This is a genomic window from Amycolatopsis sp. (assembly GCF_036008905.1).
Lineage (GTDB): Bacteria > Actinomycetota > Actinomycetes > Mycobacteriales > Pseudonocardiaceae > Amycolatopsis.
Genome location: NZ_DASYMU010000144.1, coordinates 40,678 through 62,231, shown reverse-complemented (window position 1 = coordinate 62,231; position 21,554 = coordinate 40,678). Strand labels below are relative to the sequence as shown.

The 21,554-nt window shown below is 64.4% G+C and carries 16 protein-coding genes; 8 read left to right on the top strand and 8 right to left on the bottom strand.

The genetic code is table 11. The annotated features are described in order from the left end of the window. Window positions 1-89: 89 nt before the first annotated feature. The 3 genes from VGP60_RS25485 to VGP60_RS25475 are packed head-to-tail and all read left to right on the top strand — an operon-like array spanning window position 90 to window position 6,867. A complete protein-coding gene (locus tag VGP60_RS25485) occupies window positions 90-1,619 on the top strand; it encodes a TIGR02677 family protein (protein WP_327550613.1) in 1,530 nt (509 codons plus the stop codon). Further along, window positions 1,616-2,860, top strand: a complete 1,245-nt coding sequence (locus VGP60_RS25480; RefSeq protein ID WP_327550612.1) for a TIGR02678 family protein — start codon at window positions 1,616-1,618, stop codon at window positions 2,858-2,860. The genes VGP60_RS25485 and VGP60_RS25480 overlap by 4 nt, the downstream gene beginning before the upstream one ends. Further along, complete coding sequence (locus tag VGP60_RS25475) at window positions 2,857-6,867, top strand: TIGR02680 family protein (protein WP_327550611.1); 4,011 nt, start codon at window positions 2,857-2,859, stop codon at window positions 6,865-6,867. The genes VGP60_RS25480 and VGP60_RS25475 overlap by 4 nt, the downstream gene beginning before the upstream one ends. Before the next feature lies 1 nt (window position 6,868). Here the strand turns inward: VGP60_RS25475 and VGP60_RS25470 are convergent, their stop codons facing one another. Further along, on the bottom strand, window positions 6,869-8,032 hold the full coding sequence (locus VGP60_RS25470; RefSeq protein WP_327550610.1) for a hypothetical protein: 1,164 nt from the start codon (window positions 8,030-8,032) through the stop codon (window positions 6,869-6,871). A 26-nt stretch (window positions 8,033-8,058) separates the two neighbouring features. Continuing rightward, a complete protein-coding gene (locus tag VGP60_RS25465; protein ID WP_327550609.1) occupies window positions 8,059-8,904 on the bottom strand; it encodes a thermonuclease family protein in 846 nt (281 codons plus the stop codon). 225 nt (window positions 8,905-9,129) lie between these two features. Between VGP60_RS25465 and VGP60_RS25460 the strand changes: the two genes are divergently transcribed. Continuing rightward, on the top strand, window positions 9,130-10,629 hold the full coding sequence (locus VGP60_RS25460; RefSeq protein ID WP_327550608.1) for an exonuclease domain-containing protein: 1,500 nt from the start codon (window positions 9,130-9,132) through the stop codon (window positions 10,627-10,629). A gap of 76 nt (window positions 10,630-10,705) precedes the next feature. Here VGP60_RS25460 and VGP60_RS25455 read toward each other — a convergent pair whose 3' ends face one another. Further along, window positions 10,706-11,905 (bottom strand): Fic family protein, encoded by a 1,200-nt coding sequence (locus VGP60_RS25455; protein WP_327550607.1) that lies wholly within the window; start codon window positions 11,903-11,905, stop codon window positions 10,706-10,708. Between the two features lie 101 nt (window positions 11,906-12,006). On the opposite strand from VGP60_RS25455, the gene VGP60_RS25450 reads away from it, so the two are divergent. The 3 genes from VGP60_RS25450 (at window position 12,007) to VGP60_RS25440 (ending at window position 15,792) form a co-directional block, all read left to right on the top strand. Next, window positions 12,007-14,181, top strand: coding sequence for a DEAD/DEAH box helicase (locus tag VGP60_RS25450; RefSeq protein ID WP_327550606.1), 2,175 nt, complete (start codon window positions 12,007-12,009; stop codon window positions 14,179-14,181). Window positions 14,182-14,231: 50 nt separating this feature from the next. Further along, the gene (locus VGP60_RS25445) at window positions 14,232-15,005 is read left to right on the top strand and encodes a hypothetical protein (protein WP_327550605.1); all 774 of its coding nucleotides are present in this window, start codon (window positions 14,232-14,234) and stop codon (window positions 15,003-15,005) included. A 403-nt stretch (window positions 15,006-15,408) separates the two neighbouring features. Continuing rightward, window positions 15,409-15,792 (top strand): hypothetical protein, encoded by a 384-nt coding sequence (locus VGP60_RS25440; protein WP_327550604.1) that lies wholly within the window; start codon window positions 15,409-15,411, stop codon window positions 15,790-15,792. A gap of 41 nt (window positions 15,793-15,833) precedes the next feature. On the opposite strand, the gene VGP60_RS25435 is transcribed toward VGP60_RS25440, so the two are convergent. From VGP60_RS25435 to VGP60_RS25415, 5 genes are all read right to left on the bottom strand, one after another. Beyond that, window positions 15,834-16,724, bottom strand: a complete 891-nt coding sequence (locus VGP60_RS25435) for an SPFH domain-containing protein (RefSeq protein WP_327550603.1) — start codon at window positions 16,722-16,724, stop codon at window positions 15,834-15,836. A gap of 49 nt (window positions 16,725-16,773) precedes the next feature. Beyond that, window positions 16,774-18,705, bottom strand: coding sequence for a hypothetical protein (locus VGP60_RS25430; RefSeq protein ID WP_327550602.1), 1,932 nt, complete (start codon window positions 18,703-18,705; stop codon window positions 16,774-16,776). Beyond that, window positions 18,702-19,448 carry a hypothetical protein gene (locus VGP60_RS25425; RefSeq protein ID WP_327550601.1) on the bottom strand — a complete coding sequence of 249 codons (747 nt, stop codon included), beginning with the start codon at window positions 19,446-19,448 and terminating at the stop codon, window positions 18,702-18,704. The genes VGP60_RS25430 and VGP60_RS25425 overlap by 4 nt, the downstream gene beginning before the upstream one ends. Before the next feature lie 86 nt (window positions 19,449-19,534). Next, the gene (locus tag VGP60_RS25420; RefSeq protein ID WP_327550600.1) at window positions 19,535-20,221 is read right to left on the bottom strand and encodes a Crp/Fnr family transcriptional regulator; all 687 of its coding nucleotides are present in this window, start codon (window positions 20,219-20,221) and stop codon (window positions 19,535-19,537) included. A gap of 109 nt (window positions 20,222-20,330) precedes the next feature. Next, a complete protein-coding gene (locus VGP60_RS25415) occupies window positions 20,331-20,675 on the bottom strand; it encodes a nucleotide pyrophosphohydrolase (protein WP_327550599.1) in 345 nt (114 codons plus the stop codon). A 38-nt stretch (window positions 20,676-20,713) separates the two neighbouring features. On the opposite strand from VGP60_RS25415, the gene VGP60_RS25410 reads away from it, so the two are divergent. Then, window positions 20,714-21,550 (top strand): hypothetical protein, encoded by an 837-nt coding sequence (locus VGP60_RS25410; protein ID WP_327550598.1) that lies wholly within the window; start codon window positions 20,714-20,716, stop codon window positions 21,548-21,550. The last annotated feature ends 4 nt before the right edge of the window (window positions 21,551-21,554 follow it).

Below are 21,554 nucleotides of genomic sequence, written 5' to 3'. Positions count from 1 at the left end.
GCGGCGGACGGGCTGTCACTGAAGGTTACTTGGCTTGTCAGGGGGCATCCGTACGGTGTCGGATAGGCGCATCGAGGCAAGGAGGGCGTGTGGAATCCGGCAGGGTGCCGTCTGACATGTTCCGCTTCACCATCGGCGAGCTCTCCGGGTTGTACACGGCGATCCTCCGCGCGTTCAGTGAAGCGAACGAGCGCCTCGAAACGGCGCTGGGGATCGACGACGTCCGCGCCCGGTTGCGCTCCATCGGCTGGTTCGACGCGCTGGAGGATACCGACCTCGCGATGGCGCTGGGCAAACTCAAGGACTGGCAGCTGCTCGACGTCATCCAGAACCATGCCGAGAACTACCGCACGGCGAGTGAATACGAGCGCCGGAACCTGCAGTACTCGCTGACCAAGCGAGGTGAGGCGGCGTTCGCCGGCGTCCAGCACGCGATGAGCGTCCTGGCGTCCACGGGCGCGTTGCAGACGGCCGTGCTCGAAGCGATCGCGGACAGGCTCGACGCACTCCGCGCGGTGTTGTTTGAACCAACCGCGACCAACCGACGTGTGTTCGGTGTGCTGACCGAGCTGGAAGGCCATCTCGACGCGCTGCGTGCGAACACGAAGCAGTTCAACGGCGAACTGCAGCGCTTGCTGCGCGCGGAAGGCGCCGACCTGACGACGTTCCACGAGGTCAAGTCCGCCACGGTCACCTACTTGCAGGACTTCCTGACCGACCTCGACCAGCGCGCCAAAACGATCTCCGACGGTATCGAGCGGATCGACAAATACGGCGTCAACCGGCTGCACCACCGAGCGCTGCTCGGCGCCGAACTGCCGCCGACGGCCGGATCGGATCCCCGGCCCGCTTGGCTGGAGGATCGCCGCGAGCACTGGGACGGGCTCCGAGCCTGGTTCCGGCCCGCCGACGGGAGCCCGGCCCGCGTCGAACAGCTGCACACCGTCGCGCGGCGGGCCATTGTCACGTTGTTGCAGGTCCTGGACCGCATCACCGAGTCGCGCCGCCGGGCCAGCAGTGCCGTCGCCGACTTCCGCGAGCTCGCGCGCTGGTTCGCCGCGGCGCCCGCCGAGGCCGACCTGCACCGCCTGTGGTCGACGGCGTTCGGCCTGAGCTCGTCGCGGCACGCGCACCTCGGCCATCCCGATCCCGAACTCATCAGCGCCACCGCGCGCTGGGAGGACGCGCCCGCTGTCGAGGTCTCGGCCTTGCTCCGCAGTTCCGGCCAGATCGAGCGGTTCACGCGCACCGGCCGCATCCGCGATGTCGCCGCGATCAAGGCCGCCCGCGCCGAGCTGGCGAAGGCCGAGCGGGCTGAGTTGCAAGCCGCATGGAGCCTGCTCGCGACGGACGGGCCGGTGCGGCTGTCGGCGTTCGGCGAGCTGGAGCACGGCGTTTTCCAGCGGCTCTTGGACCTGCTCGGACGCGCGTTGTCGACCGGCCCCGACTCGGCGGGCGTACGGCGCGGGGTCACCAGCGATGGCAAGGTCGAGATCCTGCTCTCCGCACCGCCGGATTCGCGCGCCGCGGTGCTGCACACCCCGCGCGGCCGGTTCGCCGGTCCTGATTTCCTGGTCGACGTACGGGTCGCCGGGATCCGGCGGGAGGAGACAGGGTGAGCAACCTCGCCAACCAGCTCGTGATCGCCGAGCAGGAGGAGGTCGCACGCGGGGTGCGGCTCCTGCTCGCGACCCCGCTGATCAGCGAGACGGCGGCACCGGACGTCTTCGACCTGGTGCGGCGCCGGCGTGAGCCGATCGCGAAGTGGTTCGACTACTACTGCGGGTGGTCGCTGGTCGTCGAGCCGCGGCTCGGTTACGCACGGCTCGTGAAGGTCCGTTCCCAGACCGATCCTTCGCGTCCCGCGAGGCGTTCGCGTTCCGGCAAGGCGCCCTTCGACCGCCGCCGGTACACCCTGCTCTGCCTGGTCGCCGCCGAGCTGCTCGCGGCGCCGGTCACCACCATCGGGCTGCTCGCGGACAAGGTCATGCAGGCCACCGCGGCCGACCCGCTGATCGACCCGTTCGACCCGTCCGTGCGGGCTGAACGGATGGCGTACGTCGACGTCCTGCGGATGCTGGAGTCGTTCGGCGCGATCGAGGTCATCGACGGCTCCACCGAGGACTTCGAGGGCAACGAGACGGCGAAAGCGCTGTACCGCGTCGATTCGACGCTGCTGACCAGGCTGCTCGCGGCGCCCAACGGCCCGTCGCAGTTCAGCGTTCCGGGCGAGGAGATCCCGCTCCGGTTCGACGAACTGCTCGCCGCGCTCCGGCGCGAACGGCGTTACGGCGAAGCTCCCGATGCGGCTCACTCGGCCGATGGCTCTTCGGACGTCCAGCGCACGCTGTGGCTGCGGCACTCGGTTTTCCGGCGCCTGGTGGACGATCCGGTCGTCTACCGCGAGGACCTGACCGCGGCCGAGCTGGCCTACATCTCGTCGCTGAGCGGACGTCAGCTGCTCAAACGCGCGGCCGAGCAGGGTGGTTTCCTGCTGGAGGAGCGAGCGGAAGGGGTGCTGTTCGTCGATCCGGACGGCTACGCCACCGACAGCTTGTTCCCCGACGATTCCAGCACCGCCAAGGTCGCCGCGTTGCTGCTGCTCGACCTGATCACCGCGACGGCCAAGGGTGTCGCGCCCGAGCAGTTGAACGCCGAGGCCGAACGGCTGCTGCGTGAATTCCCCCGCTGGGCCAAGGGCTATCGCGGGGACGACGGTAAGGAACAACTGGTGGCGGACGCCGTTTCGGTGCTCGCGGACTTCGGGCTCGTCCGGTCTTCCGGCGAGGTCGTGGTCGCGCTGCCCGCGGCGTCCAGGTACGTGCTGACCGGGGCCCGGTCTTCTGAGGAGAGTGCATGACGATCACCGAACTTCCGCTCGGAGCGGCCGCCGAAGCCGCTTCCGGCGTGACCCGGTGGGCGCCGACGCGGGCCGGGATCCTCAACGTCTGGCGGTACTACGACGAGGTCTTCGAGTTCCACAAAGGACGGTTGCTGCTGCACGGTCCGAACGGGACGGGCAAGTCCAAGGCGCTCGAACTGCTGCTGCCCTTTCTCTTCGACGCCAACCTGCGCGCGAACCGGCTGTCGACGTTCGGCACCGGCGAGCGGACGATGCACTGGAACCTGATGGGCGAAGGCGCCAGCGGTTCCACCCGCGTCGGATACGTCTGGCTCGAGTTCTCCGTCGGCGAGGACACCTGGTTCACCTGCGGCGCGCGGCTGCAGGCCACCACGCACACGAAGACGGTGTACGTCGACTACTTCACGTCGTCACAGCGGATCGGGCTGCCGGACGGGCTGGCCATCGTCACCGATTCCGCGCAGCCGCTGACCAAGGCGGCCTTGCAGGAAGCCTTGGGCGAAAAGGGAAAGCTGCACGAGAACTCGGCCAGCTACCGCACGGACGTCCGGGAAACCCTGTTTCCGGGGCTGACCGAACAGCGTTACGACGCGCTGATCACGGCGTTGCTGCAGCTGCGGCAGCCGAAACTCTCGCAGCGACTCGACCCGGCGCTGCTGTCCACTTTGCTCTCCCGCGCGCTGCCTCCCTTGGGAGAAGCCGAAATCGCCGAGCTGGCCGAGGGGTTCGAGCTGCTGGACAGGCAGCGTGAGCAGCTCAAGGTCCTCGACGCCGAGGTCGAAGCCGCCCGAAAACTCGCCACTCAGCAGCGGGGTTACGCGCAGCGTGTCCTGCGTGCTTCGGCGGCCACATTGCTGACGGCGACTTCCGAGCTGACCGGTTTGACGAAGACCGCGCAGGAATCCGTGGAGGCTTACGCCGTCGCGGTGGAAGAGCGTGAGGACGCCGAAAAGCGTGCGGAAGACCTGGAAACCCGGCGCGATCAGCTGGACGCGCGGATCGACGGGCTGAAGGACAGCGAGGAATACAAAGAAAGCCGCGAGCTGGACAAACTGCGTGAGCAGGCGCGTGCCGCGCGGGCGGTGGCCGAGCTCAAACGGGAAGCGGCCGACGCGAAACGGCAGCTCGCCGACACGGACGACTACGAAGCCGCGCTCGCCGAAACCCTCGCCACCCAGGCGGCCGACGTCGCCACGGAAGCGGGCGCCGACGCCGGGCGCGCGGCCGAACGAGCGCGGCTTGCCGGCGTCTGGGCCGAGATGTCGACCAGCCCGGCCACCGGGCGGAAGCTGTCGCGTGCGGCCGTGCGTAGCCGGCATGAGCAGATCGGCGGCGTGCGTGAAGCGGTGAACGTGCACGAAGCCGCCGTGGAACGCCGACGCGCGGCGGAAGAGGCGCTGGAGCAGGCCAGGGTCGATCTGGCGCAGGCCACCGAAAAACGCGGCGAACTCGTGCAGGGGTACGCCACGGCCGTCGAAGACCAGGTCCGGCGGCTGCGGGAGTGGGCGAGCGAGTGCGTCGAACTCGGCTCCATGGACGCGGATCTGCTGACGGAACGTGCCGAGTCCGAGGCCGCGGTACTCGCTGTTGTCGACAGGTATGCCAGGCAGGTGCTGCGGCAGATCACCGTCGACAAGACCATGGCGTCCGCGCAGCGCAAGGTCGCCAACGCCGGCCGGACGGCATTGGCCGAGGAATGCCGCAGGCTGGAAGGGAACGTCGATCTCAAGCCGTCGGCACCGTCCACTCGTACCGCTACTCGGTCCACAATGGAGGGTGCGCCGTTCTGGAAGCTGGTCGCCTTCCGTGACGGGGTCACGCCACGGCGTCAAGCCGCGATCGAAGCCGCGTTGCAGGCAAGTGGGCTGCTCGACGCCTGGGTACCGGCGCACGGAGCCATCGAGGTCTCCGGGCACGACACGTTCCTGGAGACCGACTTCCCGCTGGTGACCGACTCGGAGTCGCTGGCTTCGGTGCTCGAACCCGACCTGGACGGAGTCGTGGCACCCGACCTGGTTCGGCTCCTGCTCGAAGGCATCGCTTACGGCGAAACGGTTCCCGGCCGGCACGGGGTCGCGATCGGCGCCGACGGCAGGTGGCGGCTGGCGAACGCGAGCGGCAGCTGGCACAAGGAAGAAGCCGCGTACATCGGCGCGGAGGCAAGGAACAACGCCAGGCAGCGGCGCATCGCCGAGCTGACCGGGCGGATCACCGAGCTGGACAACACCGTCGCCGAACTCGACAGCAGGCTGGAATTGCTGGACGACAGGCGTCTCCGCGTCGACGAGGAGCGCTCGAAGCGCCCCCGGCACGAGCAGCTCGAAGCCGCGTCGAACGAATTGAACCTCGCCGAGTCCCGCGTCATCACCGCGGACCGGGCCGTGGCGCGCGTGGTCGAGCAGCTCGCCTTCTGCGAGCAGGCGGTGAAAACGGCGCTGAAGTCCCTGACGTTCTTGGCGGCGGAGAACACCTTGCCCGCCGAGCGGGACTCGCTCGAAGCGCTCGGCGTCGCCGTGGACGTCTTCCGTGACATCGGGGACAACTGGCTGGACGCGCACGCGATTTTGGCCGCCGCACAGGACAGATCCGCCGAACGCGCCGAACAGGCGAGGCGTTCCGGCCTCGCCGCGGAGGAGTCCGCCGAGGACGCGCAGATCGTCGAACGGGACGCCAACGCGCTCGCGGAGAAGCTCGAAGCGGTCGAGGGCTCGATCAGCCTTGAACATCAGGACGTGCTCGCCGAGCTGAGCAAGCTGCGCGAGGAGTTCGAGGACGTCAAAACGCGGTGGAAGGATCTCAACCGGGAGCTGCACTCGCTGTCGACGAAACTGGGGTCGCTCGACACCCAGCGCTCCATCGACGAGGAGAACCGGAAAGCCGCGGTGGCCGCCCGGAACGAGGCCGCGTCCCGCTTCCGGCACCTCTCGGCCGGCAGCTTCCCCGCGGACTCCGGCATCGACCTGGTTCCCGGCGAAGGAATCAAGGCGAGCCTGGAAGGTGCGAAGGCGGTCGCGGCGAAATGGCCGAACCTCCCGCACGGCAACAAAAACCTCGGGGACGCCCTGCACCGGCTGACCGAAGAGGTCTACAACTGCCGGGACATCCTGAGCGACCGCGCGGATCTGGACCTCGAAACCGACGGCGATGTCGGCGTTTTCAGCGCGACAGTCAACGGAATGCGCGTCGGTGCCTCGGAACTGCTCGACCTCCTGCGCGCCGAAGCCGAGCGCAGCCGCGGTGAGATCAGCGGCGCCGAACGCGACCTCTTCGACCAGACCCTGACCGGCAACACTCGCCGTCACCTGGCCTCCCGCATCCGCCAGGCAGGCGGGCTCGTCGACACCATGAACGAACGCCTTGCCCAGGTCAGGACGGCGTCGAACGTCGCCGTGCGGCTGGTCTGGCAGGTTCGCGACGACCTTCCGACCGGTACCAAGGCCGCGCGCGAACTGCTGCTCAAGGACCCGGTCCGGCTCAGCGACACCGACCGCGAGTCGCTGCACCTCTTCTTCCGCGACCGCATCGAGGAAGCGAAAGCCGACGACACCGCGACCAGCTGGGAACAGCAGCTCGCGCAGGTCTTCGACTACACCAGCTGGCACCAGTTCGTGGTCAAGATCGACCGTGCGAACGGCGCCGGCTGGCAGCTGCTCACCAAGAAACTGCACGGCGCTCTGTCCGGTGGCGAAAAGGCGATCGCACTGCACCTGCCGCTGTTCGCCGCCGTCGCCGCGCACTACCAAGCCGTCGCCAAAGCACCGCGGATCATCCTGCTGGACGAGGTCTTCGTCGGCGTCGACACCGCGAACCGCGGGCAGATCTTCGGGCTGCTGGCGTCACTCGATCTTGATTTGCTGCTGACGTCCGATCACGAATGGTGCGATTACCAGGAGCTGCCCGGGATCGCGATCCACAAGCTCATCACCGGCGGCGACGGCGACGACGCCGTCACCACCGTGAGGTTCGTCTGGGACGGAGCCGACCTGCTGGCCGACGACGCCTGAGCTACTCGGGTACGTAACCCTTCTCAGCCAAGGCGACCATCGGCCCGATCAGGTCTTCGGGGAGCTTCGAGTTCTCGCCGAGCCAGCGAATCCATTTGGGCAGCAACAACTTCGCCTCGATGGTCGCCTGGTCTTCGTCGACCCAGTCGGTCATCAGGCCGAGGATGACGCTAACCCGGCCAGGCGAAACGCCGAACCAGGTTTCGGGAAGGTGGCCTTCCATCCAGTCCTCGGCGAGGCCGTCGACCGCTTCCAGGAACGGCACGGAACCGTAGGTGTCTTCGTGCCACTTCATGAACGGATCAGCCATGGTGGCGGTGTTGAACTCGTACAGCCATTGCCTTTGTGGCAACTTCACCACGACGTCCAGGTCCTGAACCCGGCGCCGGGCGCGGAACAAGTTGTCCATCAGGTTCCGTGATTCGTCACCCACGACAGTGCGTTCGTCGTAGGTGAACTGCGCCAGCTCCTCCAGCTCCGCGGAGTCTTCGACGCGCACCAGCTCCGCGTCGCCCGCGGTCTTCCGCCAAGCGTCCGCAGCCTGCTCCACGCCGTCGTAGACACCCGCTCCGGCGAAAGCCGGGATACCGGACAGGTCCAGGTCGAACAGGAATACCTCGGAGGTTGTACGTTTCGGATAAGCGAAACCCGCGATCACCGCGACGCGATGCCCGTAGACGTCACGAAGCCTCCATACCTCACCGGTGGCCACGACTCGCTGGTCCAGCCACTCGGGTGCCTGCGCGGGCACCCGGCGCAACCACTTGGCCGCGCGGGTGATGCCGGTTTTTGCCGCGGCCTCGATGGTGGGCGTGCCCAGCGCGTTCAACCCGTGCAGAAGCCGTAGTGGAGCTTCCCAAGTGTCGTCTTGATCGGCCGCGGCCTTCTTGATCCGAGCCGTCGCGGCGCTCGCGACGTCTTCGGCGAACTCGTGGAAAGCCAGCCCTCCGGCCTCGTGCTCGAGTCGGTAAGCCAGCTCAGCACCCAGCAACTCGGCCGTCGCCTGCTCGAGTTCACGCGGCCCGTTCGCCGCCATGAGCACCGAAGCCCCGTCGAGGGCGGCCGGGATCGCCTCGTCGAACCATCCCGGCCGCGCTTTGTCTGGTTGCCTGGCCGCTTTCTTCTTGTTGTTCTTGGGCTTACGGGTGCGAGAAACCGGCGACATGCGACGCAGAGTAACGCGTCGGAGTGCTACTCGCAGCCGACGCCGTCGCCATCGCGGTCAAGCTTGCGACTGTAGCCGGGTTGCCCCACGTGGATCGGGTCCTTGCCTGCGGCTCTGACCGCGTCGCAGTTCGCGTAGTACGCGCTGCCGGTGTCAGGGGCGGGCGGTGCTTTGGTCGTGGTCTTCGGCGGCGCCGGGGCTTTCGTGGTCGACTTCTGCACGGGAGCAGGCGGAGGCTCGACCGGGACCGCCGGGACGTCGACCTGCGCCGGGGCGTCGATGTTGCCCTTGCACGGCTCACCCCAGAGCCCGATACCCGCGTTGCTCGCCAACGATTCGGCGGATTGGAGTGCCGCGCCCGCTGAACTGAGTACGCCTTCGACCGAGTACTTGGCGTATCCGGCCTTCAACGCCGAAGTCGAATAGTCGTCACCGTTCGCCAGTTTCACGTAGGCGAGGACGGTGCCTGCCTGGTCGGCCATGTTCTGGAGCGTGACCTTCTGGCCGGTCAGGATCTGCGTGGCCCACGCCATCGTCTCGGTCGAGAAACAGCTGGGCCCGCTCTGCGGCGCGGTCCGGATTCCCAGCACCCGAACGGTTTTCTCGAGACCGGCGCTGATCACCTTGACCGTGTTGCCGTCCACGACACCGACCACGGTGTACGTGTCGACCGGCGGAGCCGTTGTCGTCGTGCTCGTCGTCGTCGCCGAGGTCGAGGTCGGCGCGGCCGCGACCGGCTGCGGGGTTTTCTCCGGTGACTTACCGAAAATCGCACCCAAGACGAACAGCACCCCGAACACACTCAAGGTGATCTTCAGCCATTTCGGAAATCGCCGTCTTTGGGCAGGCTGATACGCGGGAACAGCGTTCATGGGGTGCTTCCTCGAAGCTCGGTGCGCCATGGACGGCGCTCTTGTGCACCCTTCTCGCTAAGTCGCTTCGCAGTGTTACCGACAGGAGACAGGAATTTTCGTTCATCACTCTTTCGGGCTATAGAGTTTATTTGGTAAATCACGGACTGGCCACGAACGTGAGTCGAATGGGCCGCGCAAGCGCCAGAGGTGTCACGTTTTTCACGGCGATCCGATGCATCGACCATGGCTGACTTGTTCGACACCCTGACCCTGTCCCGAGACGGCCAGGTGTCCGCCGCCTCGCTCGAGTTCACCGCCATCGACTTCAAGACCTCCGGCCTGTACCCGGGGCATATCGTCGAGTTGGCCGCGGTACGGGTCCGCGCGGACGGAACAGTGCTGCGCGAGCTGTCCACACTGGTCAGACCGAGCGGTGAGGTCGATGCCGGACATATTCGCATGCACCATCTCACGCCCGACCAGATCGCCGCCGCGCCACCACTTGACGAAATACTCGGCCACTTCGTCGAATTGTGCCGAAACAGCGTGATCGTCGCCCATAATTTGCCGTTCGAAGGTCGTTTTCTCACCGAGGAATTGGCGCGGCTCGGTGTCCGTATGCCGCAACTTCCCGGAATCTGCATGCTCGCCTCGGCGAAACAGGCCCTGCGATTGCCGAACTACCGCCTCGCCACGGTCGCGGGTGCATTGGGTATCGCCGATTTCCCCGCCCACCTCGCTTTGGCGGACGCGCGAGTGTGTGCCCGCATCGCGGCGACGCTGGTCACGACCCACGGCTTCGGCCTCACCAGCCAGCCGCGTTTCCCCAAACTGCCGCGCCTGCGCGACACCGGCCGCCCGCTTCCCCGCCCCGAGGCCGCCCCGTCCGGCTCCACCAGCTGGATGGCGGGCTTGGTCGACCGCATGCCGGCGGCCGGCGTCGGCGCCCTCGAAGACGCCTACCTCGAAATGCTCAGCGACGCCCTGTCCGACCGGAAGATCTCCGAACAGGAGTCACACGCCCTGGCGTTGCTCGCCGCGAAAGCGGGCATGTCGAAGGACGACGTCCGGCGCGTCCACAAAGGTTTCGTCATGGCACTGCGCGCCGTCGCCGAAAACGACGGCATCGTCACCGTCGACGAAGAAAGCGACGTCCGCCGGGTCGCCGACGCCCTCGGTGTCCCCGAAGTGGCCCACGACCTGCGAGCCACCAACGCCCCCGCCCGCCCGGCGTCGACCCGGGTCCTCGTCCTCGGCCACACCGCCTACGCCGACGAACTACGGGCGGCGGTCCTCAGCTCTGGAATCCAGCTCGCCAAGAAACTCACCGCTTCGGTCACACACCTGGTCGTCGACCACACCGTGCCCGCCAACGAACCCCGCCTGGCCCGCGCCCGTGAACTCGGCATCCCCAGCCTCGACATCGAGTCCGCCCAAGTCGCGCTGGGCTTCGTCGAACCCCCGGACGTTGTCCCCTTCGACGAGCCGACGGAGGTCTTCCGGCCTGTTGCCCCGGTCCCGCCGCCCGCTCCACTCGTGCCCGCCGCTCGCGACGCCCGCTTTTGGGTGAGCCACGGCCTCATGGGCGTCGGCCTGTTCCTGATGTTCATCGCCGTTATCGCCCAGTTCGGCGGCTCCGGCTTCGGTGCGGCCCTGTTCATGGCCATCCTGGGCCTCGGCAGCCTGCTCGGCGGCTGGTACGCCTCCCACGACCCCGCCGCGACCATGTCGTCGCGCCACTAGCGATTCAAGTTTATGGTGTTAAACTTGAATCGCTGTCTGATTGATGCAAGGAAATCAGCTATCTGCGCTGCCTTCGTCACCCCTGGGGTCCGGCGGGCACGGCGCGGAGGGGCTTTGACTTGAGGGTGTCCCAGTGAGCGCTGGCCAGGGCACGTTCGGCGAACGTGAGCAGCTCAAAGACCTCGGTGGCCAGGTAGGCGGTTGTTCCTCGATCCACCTGCTTGCGGCTGAGTATCTTCGCCTCGGCCAGTTCTTCCAAGGCTGCTCGGGCCGACGTGAACGACACACTGACCGCGTTTTCGGCAGTACGAGCGGTCAGAACAGGGATCTCGGGAAGCGCCAGCAGCAACTTTGCCTGTGCTGAGTCCGCTCGAGGTTGACTGCGAATGTTGTGACCCTGCCGGTAGGCGGCCAGGCGGTCGTGCCACTGCTCCGTGAGTTCTTCGACGACGTGGCTGAACTGATCGGCCTGTTCGGTCGCGACGGACACGGCGTCCAAAAAAGCAGCCAGCCAGGCTGATACGCCGTCGCGGGCGTCCGAGGAGGTGGATGAGCCCAGGTAGCGATACGCGGTGAGCCCGTCGACGTACTCCTGAGAGCGCGTCAACAGGACCATACTGATGGGAAGGATGGCTGCCGGAGTTAGCCCCCGCTTCACCAGGACTGTGTGAATGAGTGCTCGTCCGACTCGGCCATTTCCGTCCGCGTACGGGTGGATGGTCTCAAACTGCGCGTGAACCAGCGCTGCTTGGACAAGGGGTGCATGGACGCCACCGCACAGATAGGCGCAGAGATCGTCCATCAAGGGTTGCACATGATCGACGGGCGGCGGCACGAACTCGGCATCGAGCGGATTCCAGTTGTTGCCGCCAATCCAGTTCTGGACCTTGCGGAGTCCCTGGTACTTGTCTTCGGGAAGCAGCGCTTTGTGCAGGCCGTCGATGCTGGAGACGCCGATGGCGGTCGAGCCGGCCAACGCCGTGGTTGCCTGCCTCAGCGTGGCTATGTTGTTGGCGACCAGCGCTGCGTTCTTGGTGAATCCCCTGGTCACCGAAGCATCGTTGTCAGCCAGTTCGGCTAGGGCGACGTGCTGTGCGGACACTTGAAGGCCTTCGATCTTGGACGACGCCAAGGCCTCTGACCGAAGGAGAAAACGAGCCAGCCCCGCCAGGCTGCGCGAGCGTGGCGACGTCGCCAGCAGCCGGACTTTTGTCTCAACCTCGTGGGCGTGACGAGACAGTTCGGGGGCGATCGTCAGTGGGCGATCCGCGAGCATGTCGGGAAGATAGGGGTGAAAACGACCGCCTCGCCGCGAACGGACGCCAGTTGACCAGTTGCGCGTGCTTCGCTGGGTAATGGGAAGTTGAGGGACGGACTTTGACGGTCGACGAATCGGCTCTTGCCGACGCGAAAGCCAAGATCGGCGCCGAAGCACGCCGCACGATGTCGAGCCTGTCGATGCTGCGAGCGCGAGCGCAGGCGTTGATGGCCGCGCCCGCGCAGCTGCGCGAACTGGCTCGCGAGCGGACGGCGGGACTGACCGACAGCCAGGTCAGGCTGCGCCTTCGGGCCATGCCGGTGTCGTCCCTGCGTGAGGTCATGGGCAGAGGCGCCCGGCTGGGCCAGCTCGAAACCGCCGGTTACACCACTGTCGATGCCGTGGCGTCGACGACGTTGACGCAGTTGCTGGCGATTCCCGGTGTCGGACCGTCCAGTGCCCAGCAGATCGCGACGGCCGCCGAGGCGCTGCGGCAACGGGTAGCCGCCGATACGCAGGTCCGATTCGACGCCGATCGCCGGTCTTCAGGTCAGGCCGAACTGCTCGCCATCCTCAGTGCCATCAAGCAGGCGGACAGCGTCACCTCGTCGATCAGGGAACCGCTCGAGCGGCTCGACGCCGAGGTGACCCCGCTGCTCGACGACGCCAAGCGGGCGGGCAGCCGGTGGTCGATGACGTTCGCCGGGCGGGCGAAGAAGCGGGCCGCGTTGTCGGCGCTGGCCAGGCTCGACGCGATCCTCGCGCAGACCGGATCGCTGCGGAAGATCCTGGAACAAGGCACGAAGGCCGCGGACCCGGCGAGCTATCGGTCGGAGCGGCTCTGGCAGGACTACCGCACTGATGCCGCGACTTTCAACGCACTGCTGTCGACGGTCGGTGGCGCCGGGGAAAGCAAGGACAAGGAAGCGGTCCAAGGGTTTGTCTCCGAAGACCTGCGGAAGAAGATCTCCGAGACCCCGCTCGACACCAGCCTGCTGACCGCGACTCTGCGGGGCTACCAGGTTTTCGGTGCGCAGTACGCGATCCATCAGCGGCGGTCGATCCTCGGCGACGAAATGGGGCTGGGCAAGACAGTCCAAGCGCTCGCGGTCCTGACACATCTGGCGGCGAACGGGCAGAACCGGTTTCTCGTGGTGTGCCCCGCGAGCGTGCAGATCAACTGGCTCAACGAGATCGCCAAGCACACCAAGCTCGCCGCACACAGCCTGCACGGCACAGACCGCGATGCCGCCGCGGCTCGGTGGAATCGCGACGGCGGAATCGCGGTGACGACCTTCGGCACGGTCGCCAAACTCAGCCTGGCCGCGCCCACGTGCGTCATCGTCGACGAGGCCCACTACGTCAAAAACCCTGGGGCGAAACGGTCCCAGGTGGTCAAGTCCCTGACCGACCAGGCGCCGCGGGTGCTGTTCCTCACCGGTACCCCGATGGAAAACCGGGTCGGCGAATTCCGGAACCTGGTCGGCTATCTCCAGCCCCAACTGACCGGGCGGGTGGTCGCGAGCGACGCGCTGGTCGGCGCCACGGCGTTTCGCCGCGTGGTCGCGTCGGTCTATCTCCGGCGCAACCAGGAGGACGTGCTTCGGGAACTGCCGGACAAGATCGAAGTCGAAGACTGGGTCCAACTGAGCCCTCGGGACTACGTCGAATATCGCCGGGCGGTCGAGTCGGGCAACCTGATGAAGGTGCGGCAAGCCGCCTTCGCGTCCGAGCAGTCCACGAAACTGGAGCGGCTGCACGAAATCGTCACCGAAGCGGGTCAGGACGGCCTGAAGGTGTTGGTGTTCTCCAACTTCCTCGGCGTGCTGAACACGATCAGCGAACGAATCGGCGAAGCGGTCGTCGGCCAGATCAACGGCTCTGTCGCGCCTGCCGCACGGCAGAACCTGATCAACACGTTCACGAGTCACCAAGGCCACGCGGTGCTGCTCAGCCAGATCGAGGCAGGCGGCGTCGGCCTGAACGTGCAGGCCGCGTCCGTGGTCATCCTGGCCGAGCCGCAATGGAAACCGAGCACGGAAGAACAGGCCATCGCCCGCTCACACCGGATGGGCCAGACCCGCAAGGTCCAGGTACACCGCCTGCTCGCCAAGGACAGCGTCGACGAACGCATCCGCGAGATCCAAGAGGGCAAAACCCTGCTGTTCGACGAGTTCGCGCGCAAGAGCGACGCCAAGCACGTGGACGGCCGCGCGATGGACCCCGCCGAGCACCGGCCGGAAGGCCTGGAACAGCGGGTCATGGAAGCCGAACGAACCCGTCTCGGGCTATAGGCGTCGTGCCGACTTTGCCGCGGCCTGCGGAGTGGCCCAGCCGAGGTGGTTTGAAGGACTACTCCGCGGTGGTCCTCGCCGTGCTGCTCGGTGTCGTCTCGATTCCGATTGGATTCGGGTTCGTCGCCATCGGAAAACCAGGCGGCTTGAAGTACGCCCTGCTGTTCGCCGCCATCCTCTTGCTCACCGCCGTACTCGGCTACCGCACGAAATTCCGGCATGGCGGTGACATCAGGACAGTACGGGTCGACGGCAAGCCTGGCACTGAGGTCCGGTACTCGGTGTTCGCGTTCTGGGCCCAGGTCGTTCTGATCGCGCTCCTCGCCGCTGTCTTCCTGCTCGCTGCTTTCGACTTCTATCTCAGCATCCCCCGCGGCGACGTCACGGCTCCGCAGGCGGCGGCGATCGTTTTCGGATTGATCGGATTGGGCCTGGCAAGCCTCCCGGTTTTGGTCGCGGCTGGACGGTTACGCCGAGGCAAGTTGGTGTTGTCCCAAGAAGGCATCCACCAGCGGGGTTGGGCCTTTTCGTCGTTCCTGCCGTGGGAGAGCTTCGCCGGAGTCAAGGCTGTCTACAACGGGCGCCCGTACGTTTTGGTCATCGCGTACTCGAACGCGCCATGGGAGCGGCGGCAGATCGTCAAGTTCTGGAAGGTTGACAAACTGCCTCCCGCGCCGATGATCGAGGTCAACTGCCTGTCGATGGCGATCGACCCGAACCTCCTGTACTGGCTTCTGAAGTTCTACGTCGAGAACCCTGCTGCCCGTGCTGAATTGGGCACCGAAGCGGTGATCCAGCGGGCACAATCGGGTGTGTTCTCCTAATTTTCTGGGACCAGTCGGAGCTTCTGTCAGTCCGGAAGACGGCCAAGACCACGGGCGGCGAAGATGTTTTCGCGGGGTACAACCAGCGCCAGACCGAGGCCAGCTACTCGTGGGTCGCGCAGTTCAACGCTGGTCGGGGCGACTCAGCGGGTCGGCTCCAGCACCGAGACGGCGTGGATTCGCTACTACGCGGAGATCAAGGATCTCATCGCGACGCTGAACCGCGCTGGCTTCGACACCTGGGTCGTGTCGGCGTCGCCCAAGGAGTTCGCGGACGTCTGGGGCTCTGAGATGGGGGGATCCGCCGAGCCGCACGCTCGGGATCGAGTCGCTGATCACGCGCGGCCGTATCATTGGCCATCTCGAAGGCTGCGGCGGCATCCCCGACGGCGCGGACGCGATCATGACCTACATCGACGGCAAACGGTGCTTCATCAACAAGAAGATCTTCGGTATCAAGGGTGCCTCGCAGCTCGAAGCCGCTCCTGCGTCCAAGCGGCAGGCACTCTCCGGCGGTGACGCGACCACTGAGGTCACCATGCTGAAGGACGCGACCGGCGTGCACATCGCGCTCAACCGCAACAAGGACGAGTTGATGTGCCACGCCTACGACAACGCGGACGGCAAGTGGGTGGTCAATCCGATGTTCATCCAGCCACTGCCCAAGCTGAACCGCTCCTACCCGTGCTCGACCGCGGCGTACGAGAACGCCGATGGCTCAACCGGGCCGGTGCTGCGTGACAACGGCTCGGTCATCCCGGACCAACAGGACACCATCCACGGCTGAGCACCGTAGATTCCTCAGCGTCGGCTGTCGTCGTCAGCTACTTAGGATTCGCCGGTGGGTCGGCGCTTGCCCAATGCATCGCGCAGTTGATCCATCCTGTTATCGCTAAAGTGCGTCTGCCATGAGTTCAGGAGTGACTGGCGCATGTCCTGCCTGGCGAAGTCATCGGCTTCATTCATCATTTGATTCACGGCATGGCGAAGCGGATCCTCGCTGCTCAACGCCGCCCGTCCGATGGGGATCTCGTTGGTCCGGACGTAATTCAAGACTTTCTCGACGTCTGCTTTGTTGTTGCTCAGCATCATGGCCAGCAGGTTCACATGGCCCGACTGGATCACGTCTGCGTAGAAGTTGATTCGTTCTTCATCCATACTCCGCTGTTCCCGGTCGACGATTCGGGCTCGGCGGATGGATTCGAGGGAATGTCGATGTAACGCTCCCAGCCCGGTGAGACGGAACAGGGCTTCTCCCTCGCCCCACGAGATAGCTCCCTCTGACAGTGGCCGCCAAGGTGCGAGCGCGATGTCTCCCTTCTCGTCGAGAGTTTCAACCGTCTCGACGGTTACGCGACTGATGATGGGTCGCAAAATGTCCTCAGCGGCCTCGCGGATCGCTGTCAGATGATCGAACCGCGCTCTGGTGAGCAACGCGACGGGATCGCTGACTCGCCATAGTGCGAAGATCTCGCCTTCTACGACAGCGCCCTCGGCATCCGTCTCGAAGAAACTGGAGAAGCGCAGTCGACGCGCTGAAACATCCACCTCGTACAACCGCTTGATGCCTCGCGCCAATGCGGTGCTGAGGGTCAGACGTTGAACCTGCCTGGTCGAACCCAACTCGATCCTGGTGCTGGCCCACAAGCCGTCGTGGCGTTCGGCGACAAGCGCGATGTCGTTGGTTCTGCGTGCCATATGGCGCAGGATCGCTCGCACGTGTGCCGCACGTTGACGTACCGGCCACGAAATGTTGCTGCCTGAGTGGTTAGTACTCATTGTTCTCCTCAAACGCTCTGACCAGAATTTCTTCCAGTGGGGTCGCATCGGTTCGAGTCTCGATCGCCTTGTGAAGGCAGAAGCTCAGACGGTTGACAAAGTTTCTATCGGTACTGGCGAGCAGTGTGCGGAGGAGCGCAGTCAATCCTGCGTCAGCCTTGGGGTCTGTTTCGGCTCGTCGTGCCCATTCGACGAGCTTGTCGATCACTCGGACTTGCTTAGCCTGATCCAGGACGAGTGCCGCGATCAGTGCTCGGAACAACTCCTGTTCGCCTTCGTCAAGCTCTAGGGGGAGGCCTTGATTACCGAGGGTGTCGATCGCGCTGTCTCGCGCGATTCGTTGAGCTGTCGGTGAACCGGTTTTGATCAGTTCTACGAGAAAATCCCAGACCAGGGAGCGATTTCGTGGTTCCTTAATTAAGGTTCGAATAATTTTCGAGAGCTGCCCTTTAAGAACAACGTCAGGATTTTTTGCTAGTTTGCGCACTTGGCTGAGAACAAAGACGGGATCCTCTTCGGCGAATTTTCCTTGGCAGATCAACGCTGCAGTTGTTCGCAAGGTGAGGGGGTGTGTTGGCCTGCTCCAGGCTATCAAATATGCGCGAACCTGTGGCAGAAAAGCTTTATTTTTGGTTAATCCGTTCAGTGTCATTGCGGCCATTGACTGGCGGTTAAAAGAGTCGCTTCTTGCCCAGTCTCGTACCCAATCAATCGTGTCGATCTCGGCGGAATCGGCAAGCAGCGCGCCGAATCGCGTCATTGCCCTGTCGCGACTTTCTCTTGTGATGATATCTTGTTCCGCCAAGTCGCTGAGCCATGTTTGCAAGATTGGTCTAATTCGTTCGTATTCTTTCCAGGTGTAGCGCAGAAGTCTTTCTCCCCAGGTCGGTCTCGTGAACAGCACCAGTTCTGGGTCGATGCGACCCTCGTTCAAGTCTTCGTTTACTTTTAGTTTTGCGGTAGCAAGGTTCAGTCGATCCGTTCGGGTGTACTCGAAAAAGTTGGGTGGATCATACGGCCAGATGTCTCCGTTTTCCGGATTATCGAGGATATCCTCAAGCATTTTTGCGGCTTCTGAAACCCTTCCATAAGAACTGAACTCCAAAAACGCGATCGCGATGGCCAGTGCCCGCACTGTGATGTCTTCAATTGTGCTGAACCACTCTTCTACATCGTCGTCTGCCCTCTGTTGTAGATCTGCCTTGATATCGGCGAATTCGTATCCGTTGCCGACCTTCAGGAGGAGCTTGGCCACTTGAGCTCCTCGTTGTGGTGCGGTATAGTCCAATAGAGTCTGCTTCATGTCGATTTTGTTCAGTAAGTCTTCGCTCCTTTGATTGGTGGGATCTGCAGCGAGATGTGCTCGTGCCACGGCTTCTGTCGAAGGTGCGAAGAGCTCCACGGAATATGGCTGAGTCGATCCTCGAAGTACGTCTCGATTTTCGGCCGTCACGACGAGAAATGCTTCGCTCTTTCTTAAGGAATCATCCAGCTGATCCAGGTCGCTGTTGCTCATTTCCTTGAGTCTTGGACTGGAAATTCGATCCCATAGATAGCCAGTCTTCGGGACTACCTCTTCGGGCAGAATTTTGTCGATCGGTCTGGAGAAGTCGAGAATCTGAAGATGATCCACTCTCTTGTCTATAAGTAAACGAACCGCTGCGAGTGTTCGTCCTGAGCCGGGTCCGCAAAGAATTAGTAAGTTGAATTTCGTGAATATCAGTGAAGCTTTGTTAAAATCTCCTGGAGGTGCGAAAGCGTACATCGCATCATTGCGCATCCTATCCGGAACGGGACGATCACTGTATATTCTTATCTCTTTGTCTGAGACCCACATATTTTCGACATGGCTAATCATTTCGCCGTTGTTGTCTCGGCCTGCGTTATTTCCTTGAAAATCAGGTCGCTCGGGCTCAGTCATGGTCGACGATCCGACTCTCCGAACCGGGCTACCATCGAACCCGAGTTGTCGCCGCCGACCGAGTTTCCTTGGAAATAGCCCGGCGTCGACGGTGGCGTCGGTCGTGCGCCTGTGGGTTTGTCGATCACAGGGTCAGGGTGGGACAACTCCCTGACCCGCTCACGGTCGATCCCCGGCACGTGGACCCAGCACCGTTCGTTGAACTCCTTGTTGGCGATTTCCACGTCGCCGAAGTTGTGCGACCGAAGGCGTTCGGTGTAGCCGCCCAGCACTGCGACACGGTAAGCCTGATCGGAAAGGATCACCGCGACGGTCGACGGTGCGAATCGGTCCATCCTGCGGACGATCTCCTTGAATGTGCTCGCGTCGAGACCGCGGGCAAGTTCGATCGTCCGCCGTTGAAAGGTTTCTTCGTCGGAGATGCGTACAGGACCGGTATGAATCGATACGCGTAGGCGCACCGGAGGCAGGTACCTGCGGTTGTGACCGTGCAACTTCCCGTCGAGGTGGTAGGTCGCGTCGATCAACTGCGGCAGGCTTGTCTCCGGATAGCAGGCCAGTGCACCGTCGCCGGTCGGTGAGTAGTTGGTCCTGTCGTTCACTTCGACTTTGGCCAGATCGAGCGCCTCAGTGACGTATTTGGCCGCGTAAGCGCGTACTTCGTCGAGTTTGTCGTCGTCGTTGGCTGACGAGCCGATCACGTCGTAGCCGAACATGGCCTTGGTAGTCGGCATCTGATTCATGCCTGAATTCCTCTCCCCGTTGGATCATTTTGGGGAGAGTGTTGGGTTTTTCGTTGCGTCGCACACCCGGAAATCCGGTAGACAGCTCAGCGACGAGATTTCTCGAGTATCCAGCTGCTCAAGCGTCCGGGATCGACAAGATGGAACAGTTGGCGACCTGTCTTGAGCAGACCTGCGTTACTCACGCTGGTCAGTACGTCGTCGACAGTCTTCTCCGAGGCCGCGACGCTCTGTGCGAGCTCCTTGCGGGTAAAGTTGTGGATCTTGATGCTTCCGTCGGCGTGTTTATCGCCATACTTGGCTCCCCAGTCGAGCAAGGTGCGCCCCACGCGGACACTTACGTCGTCGGATAGATAGGACAGTCGAGCTTGATCGGCGCGTCGCAGCCTGAGTTGGACGATGCTCAGCACGTGCGTCATCGCGGCCGGCGTTCGCCCGACAAATGCCCGGAAGGCATCACCACGGATCTCCGTGACGCAGCCGCCTCGACGTGCCCGTCCACTTGCAGACTTGGGCTCCCGCCCCAGCGCGCTCATCTCACACAGCAACTCACCTTTGCCGTAAATGCCGAGGATGAGTTCCTTGCCCTGCTCAGCCGTGACGAAGACGTTCACGATTCCGGATTCGACCAGGAGTACGTTGCCGTCCGGTTCGCCCTCCATGAAGAGCAAATCTCCGGGCTTGAACCTCTTGCGCGTTCCGGCTGCTCGTAGTTGGCTCAGCGCCTCAGGACCGATGCTCGCGCCGAAGGACGTTTCGGCGATGTAGTTCACGCCGTCGAGTATCACTTGCACAGCGTGATTCGTGTATCGGCCAACCGGTGACTAGTGAGTCCGAGTGAACGCCCTGAGCAGCGACAACGGCATATGAACGGCAGTCCAGTTACGGCTCTCGGTTGATGGCGCCTTGGTTGGTCAGCCGCGGGAACCGGTGTTCGTTCCGGTCGATCTTCGCGTTGGCCGCGGCCAGCAGGTCCAGCCCCAGCACGTCCGACAGCCGCACCAGGTACAGCATCACGTCGGCGATCTCGTCGAGGACGTTCGCCTCCAGGGTGCCGTCTTCGCGCCAGGCGGCGCACTGTTCCGGGGTCAGCCATTGGAACAGCGAAATCAGCTCGCCGACCTCGCCGGACAGGGCCATGACCAGGTTCTTCGGGGTGTGGAACGACTCCCAGTCGCGGGCGGCGGCGAAGTCGCGCAGGCGCTGGATCAGCTCTTCGAGGGTCACTCGGCCAGTATGTCGTGGCGGTTTGGGACGATGACGCGGTGAGTCCAGTGAGCCGAGGTCGCAAGAAGAAGAGCAAGTCTGGACGTCCGCAGCGCAACGTCTTCGAGGACGTGTTGCGCGGGTTCGAGGCCTTTGGCGGGGTGTCGGATCCGTTGCTGGCCGAGGTCAGCGTGGCCGGGACACTGGAGGTATTGGCGGCGGAGCAGGTGATCGAGTACGCCGGGGGCAAAGCGGATCCGGTGTCGCTCGCGTTCCTGCGCGCGCTCGAAGCCGTCGGGACCGGCGAAGCGCGGGTGGTCGCGGATCGGCTGGCGGAGGCTGGGGTCGCCGAGCCCGAGTGGGTCGGGGCGCGGGTGAGCTTGGGGGAGTGCTGGGAGTTCTCCGACGCGCAGAGCAAGGCAACGATCACCGTCGTGATGTTCGAGCGGGCCGGGGTGCGGCACGCGGTGGTGGCGTCGGGTGGCTCGGTGGACGTGGCGCAGGAGCCCGAGTTGCTGCTCGCCGGGTTGCAGGCCCGGGCGGCGGAGGGCGAGCGGTACACGCTTCGTGAGGTCTCGCCGGGGCGGGCCCGGCGGCTGGTCGAGGAGAGCCTCGGCGACACGGACGGGCAGTTCCTGGTCAAGGCGCGGTTGCGGTTGATGCCCGCGATGCAGCCGTATCTCCAGGGGCTGATGCCGGGCGCCAGCCAATCAGAGATCGTCGACACGCTGGCGCGACGCAGGTTCGCGAGGCCGGGGGACGACGATTCGGCGGATCCGGTGGTGGCGGCGCGGCTGTGGGACAACGAGCCGCCGGAGCTCTGGGAAGTGGCGAAGCGGATGCTCGACGACGGGCAGGATCGGCAGACGATCTTCGCCGAGCTGGGCAGGTTGTAGCGCC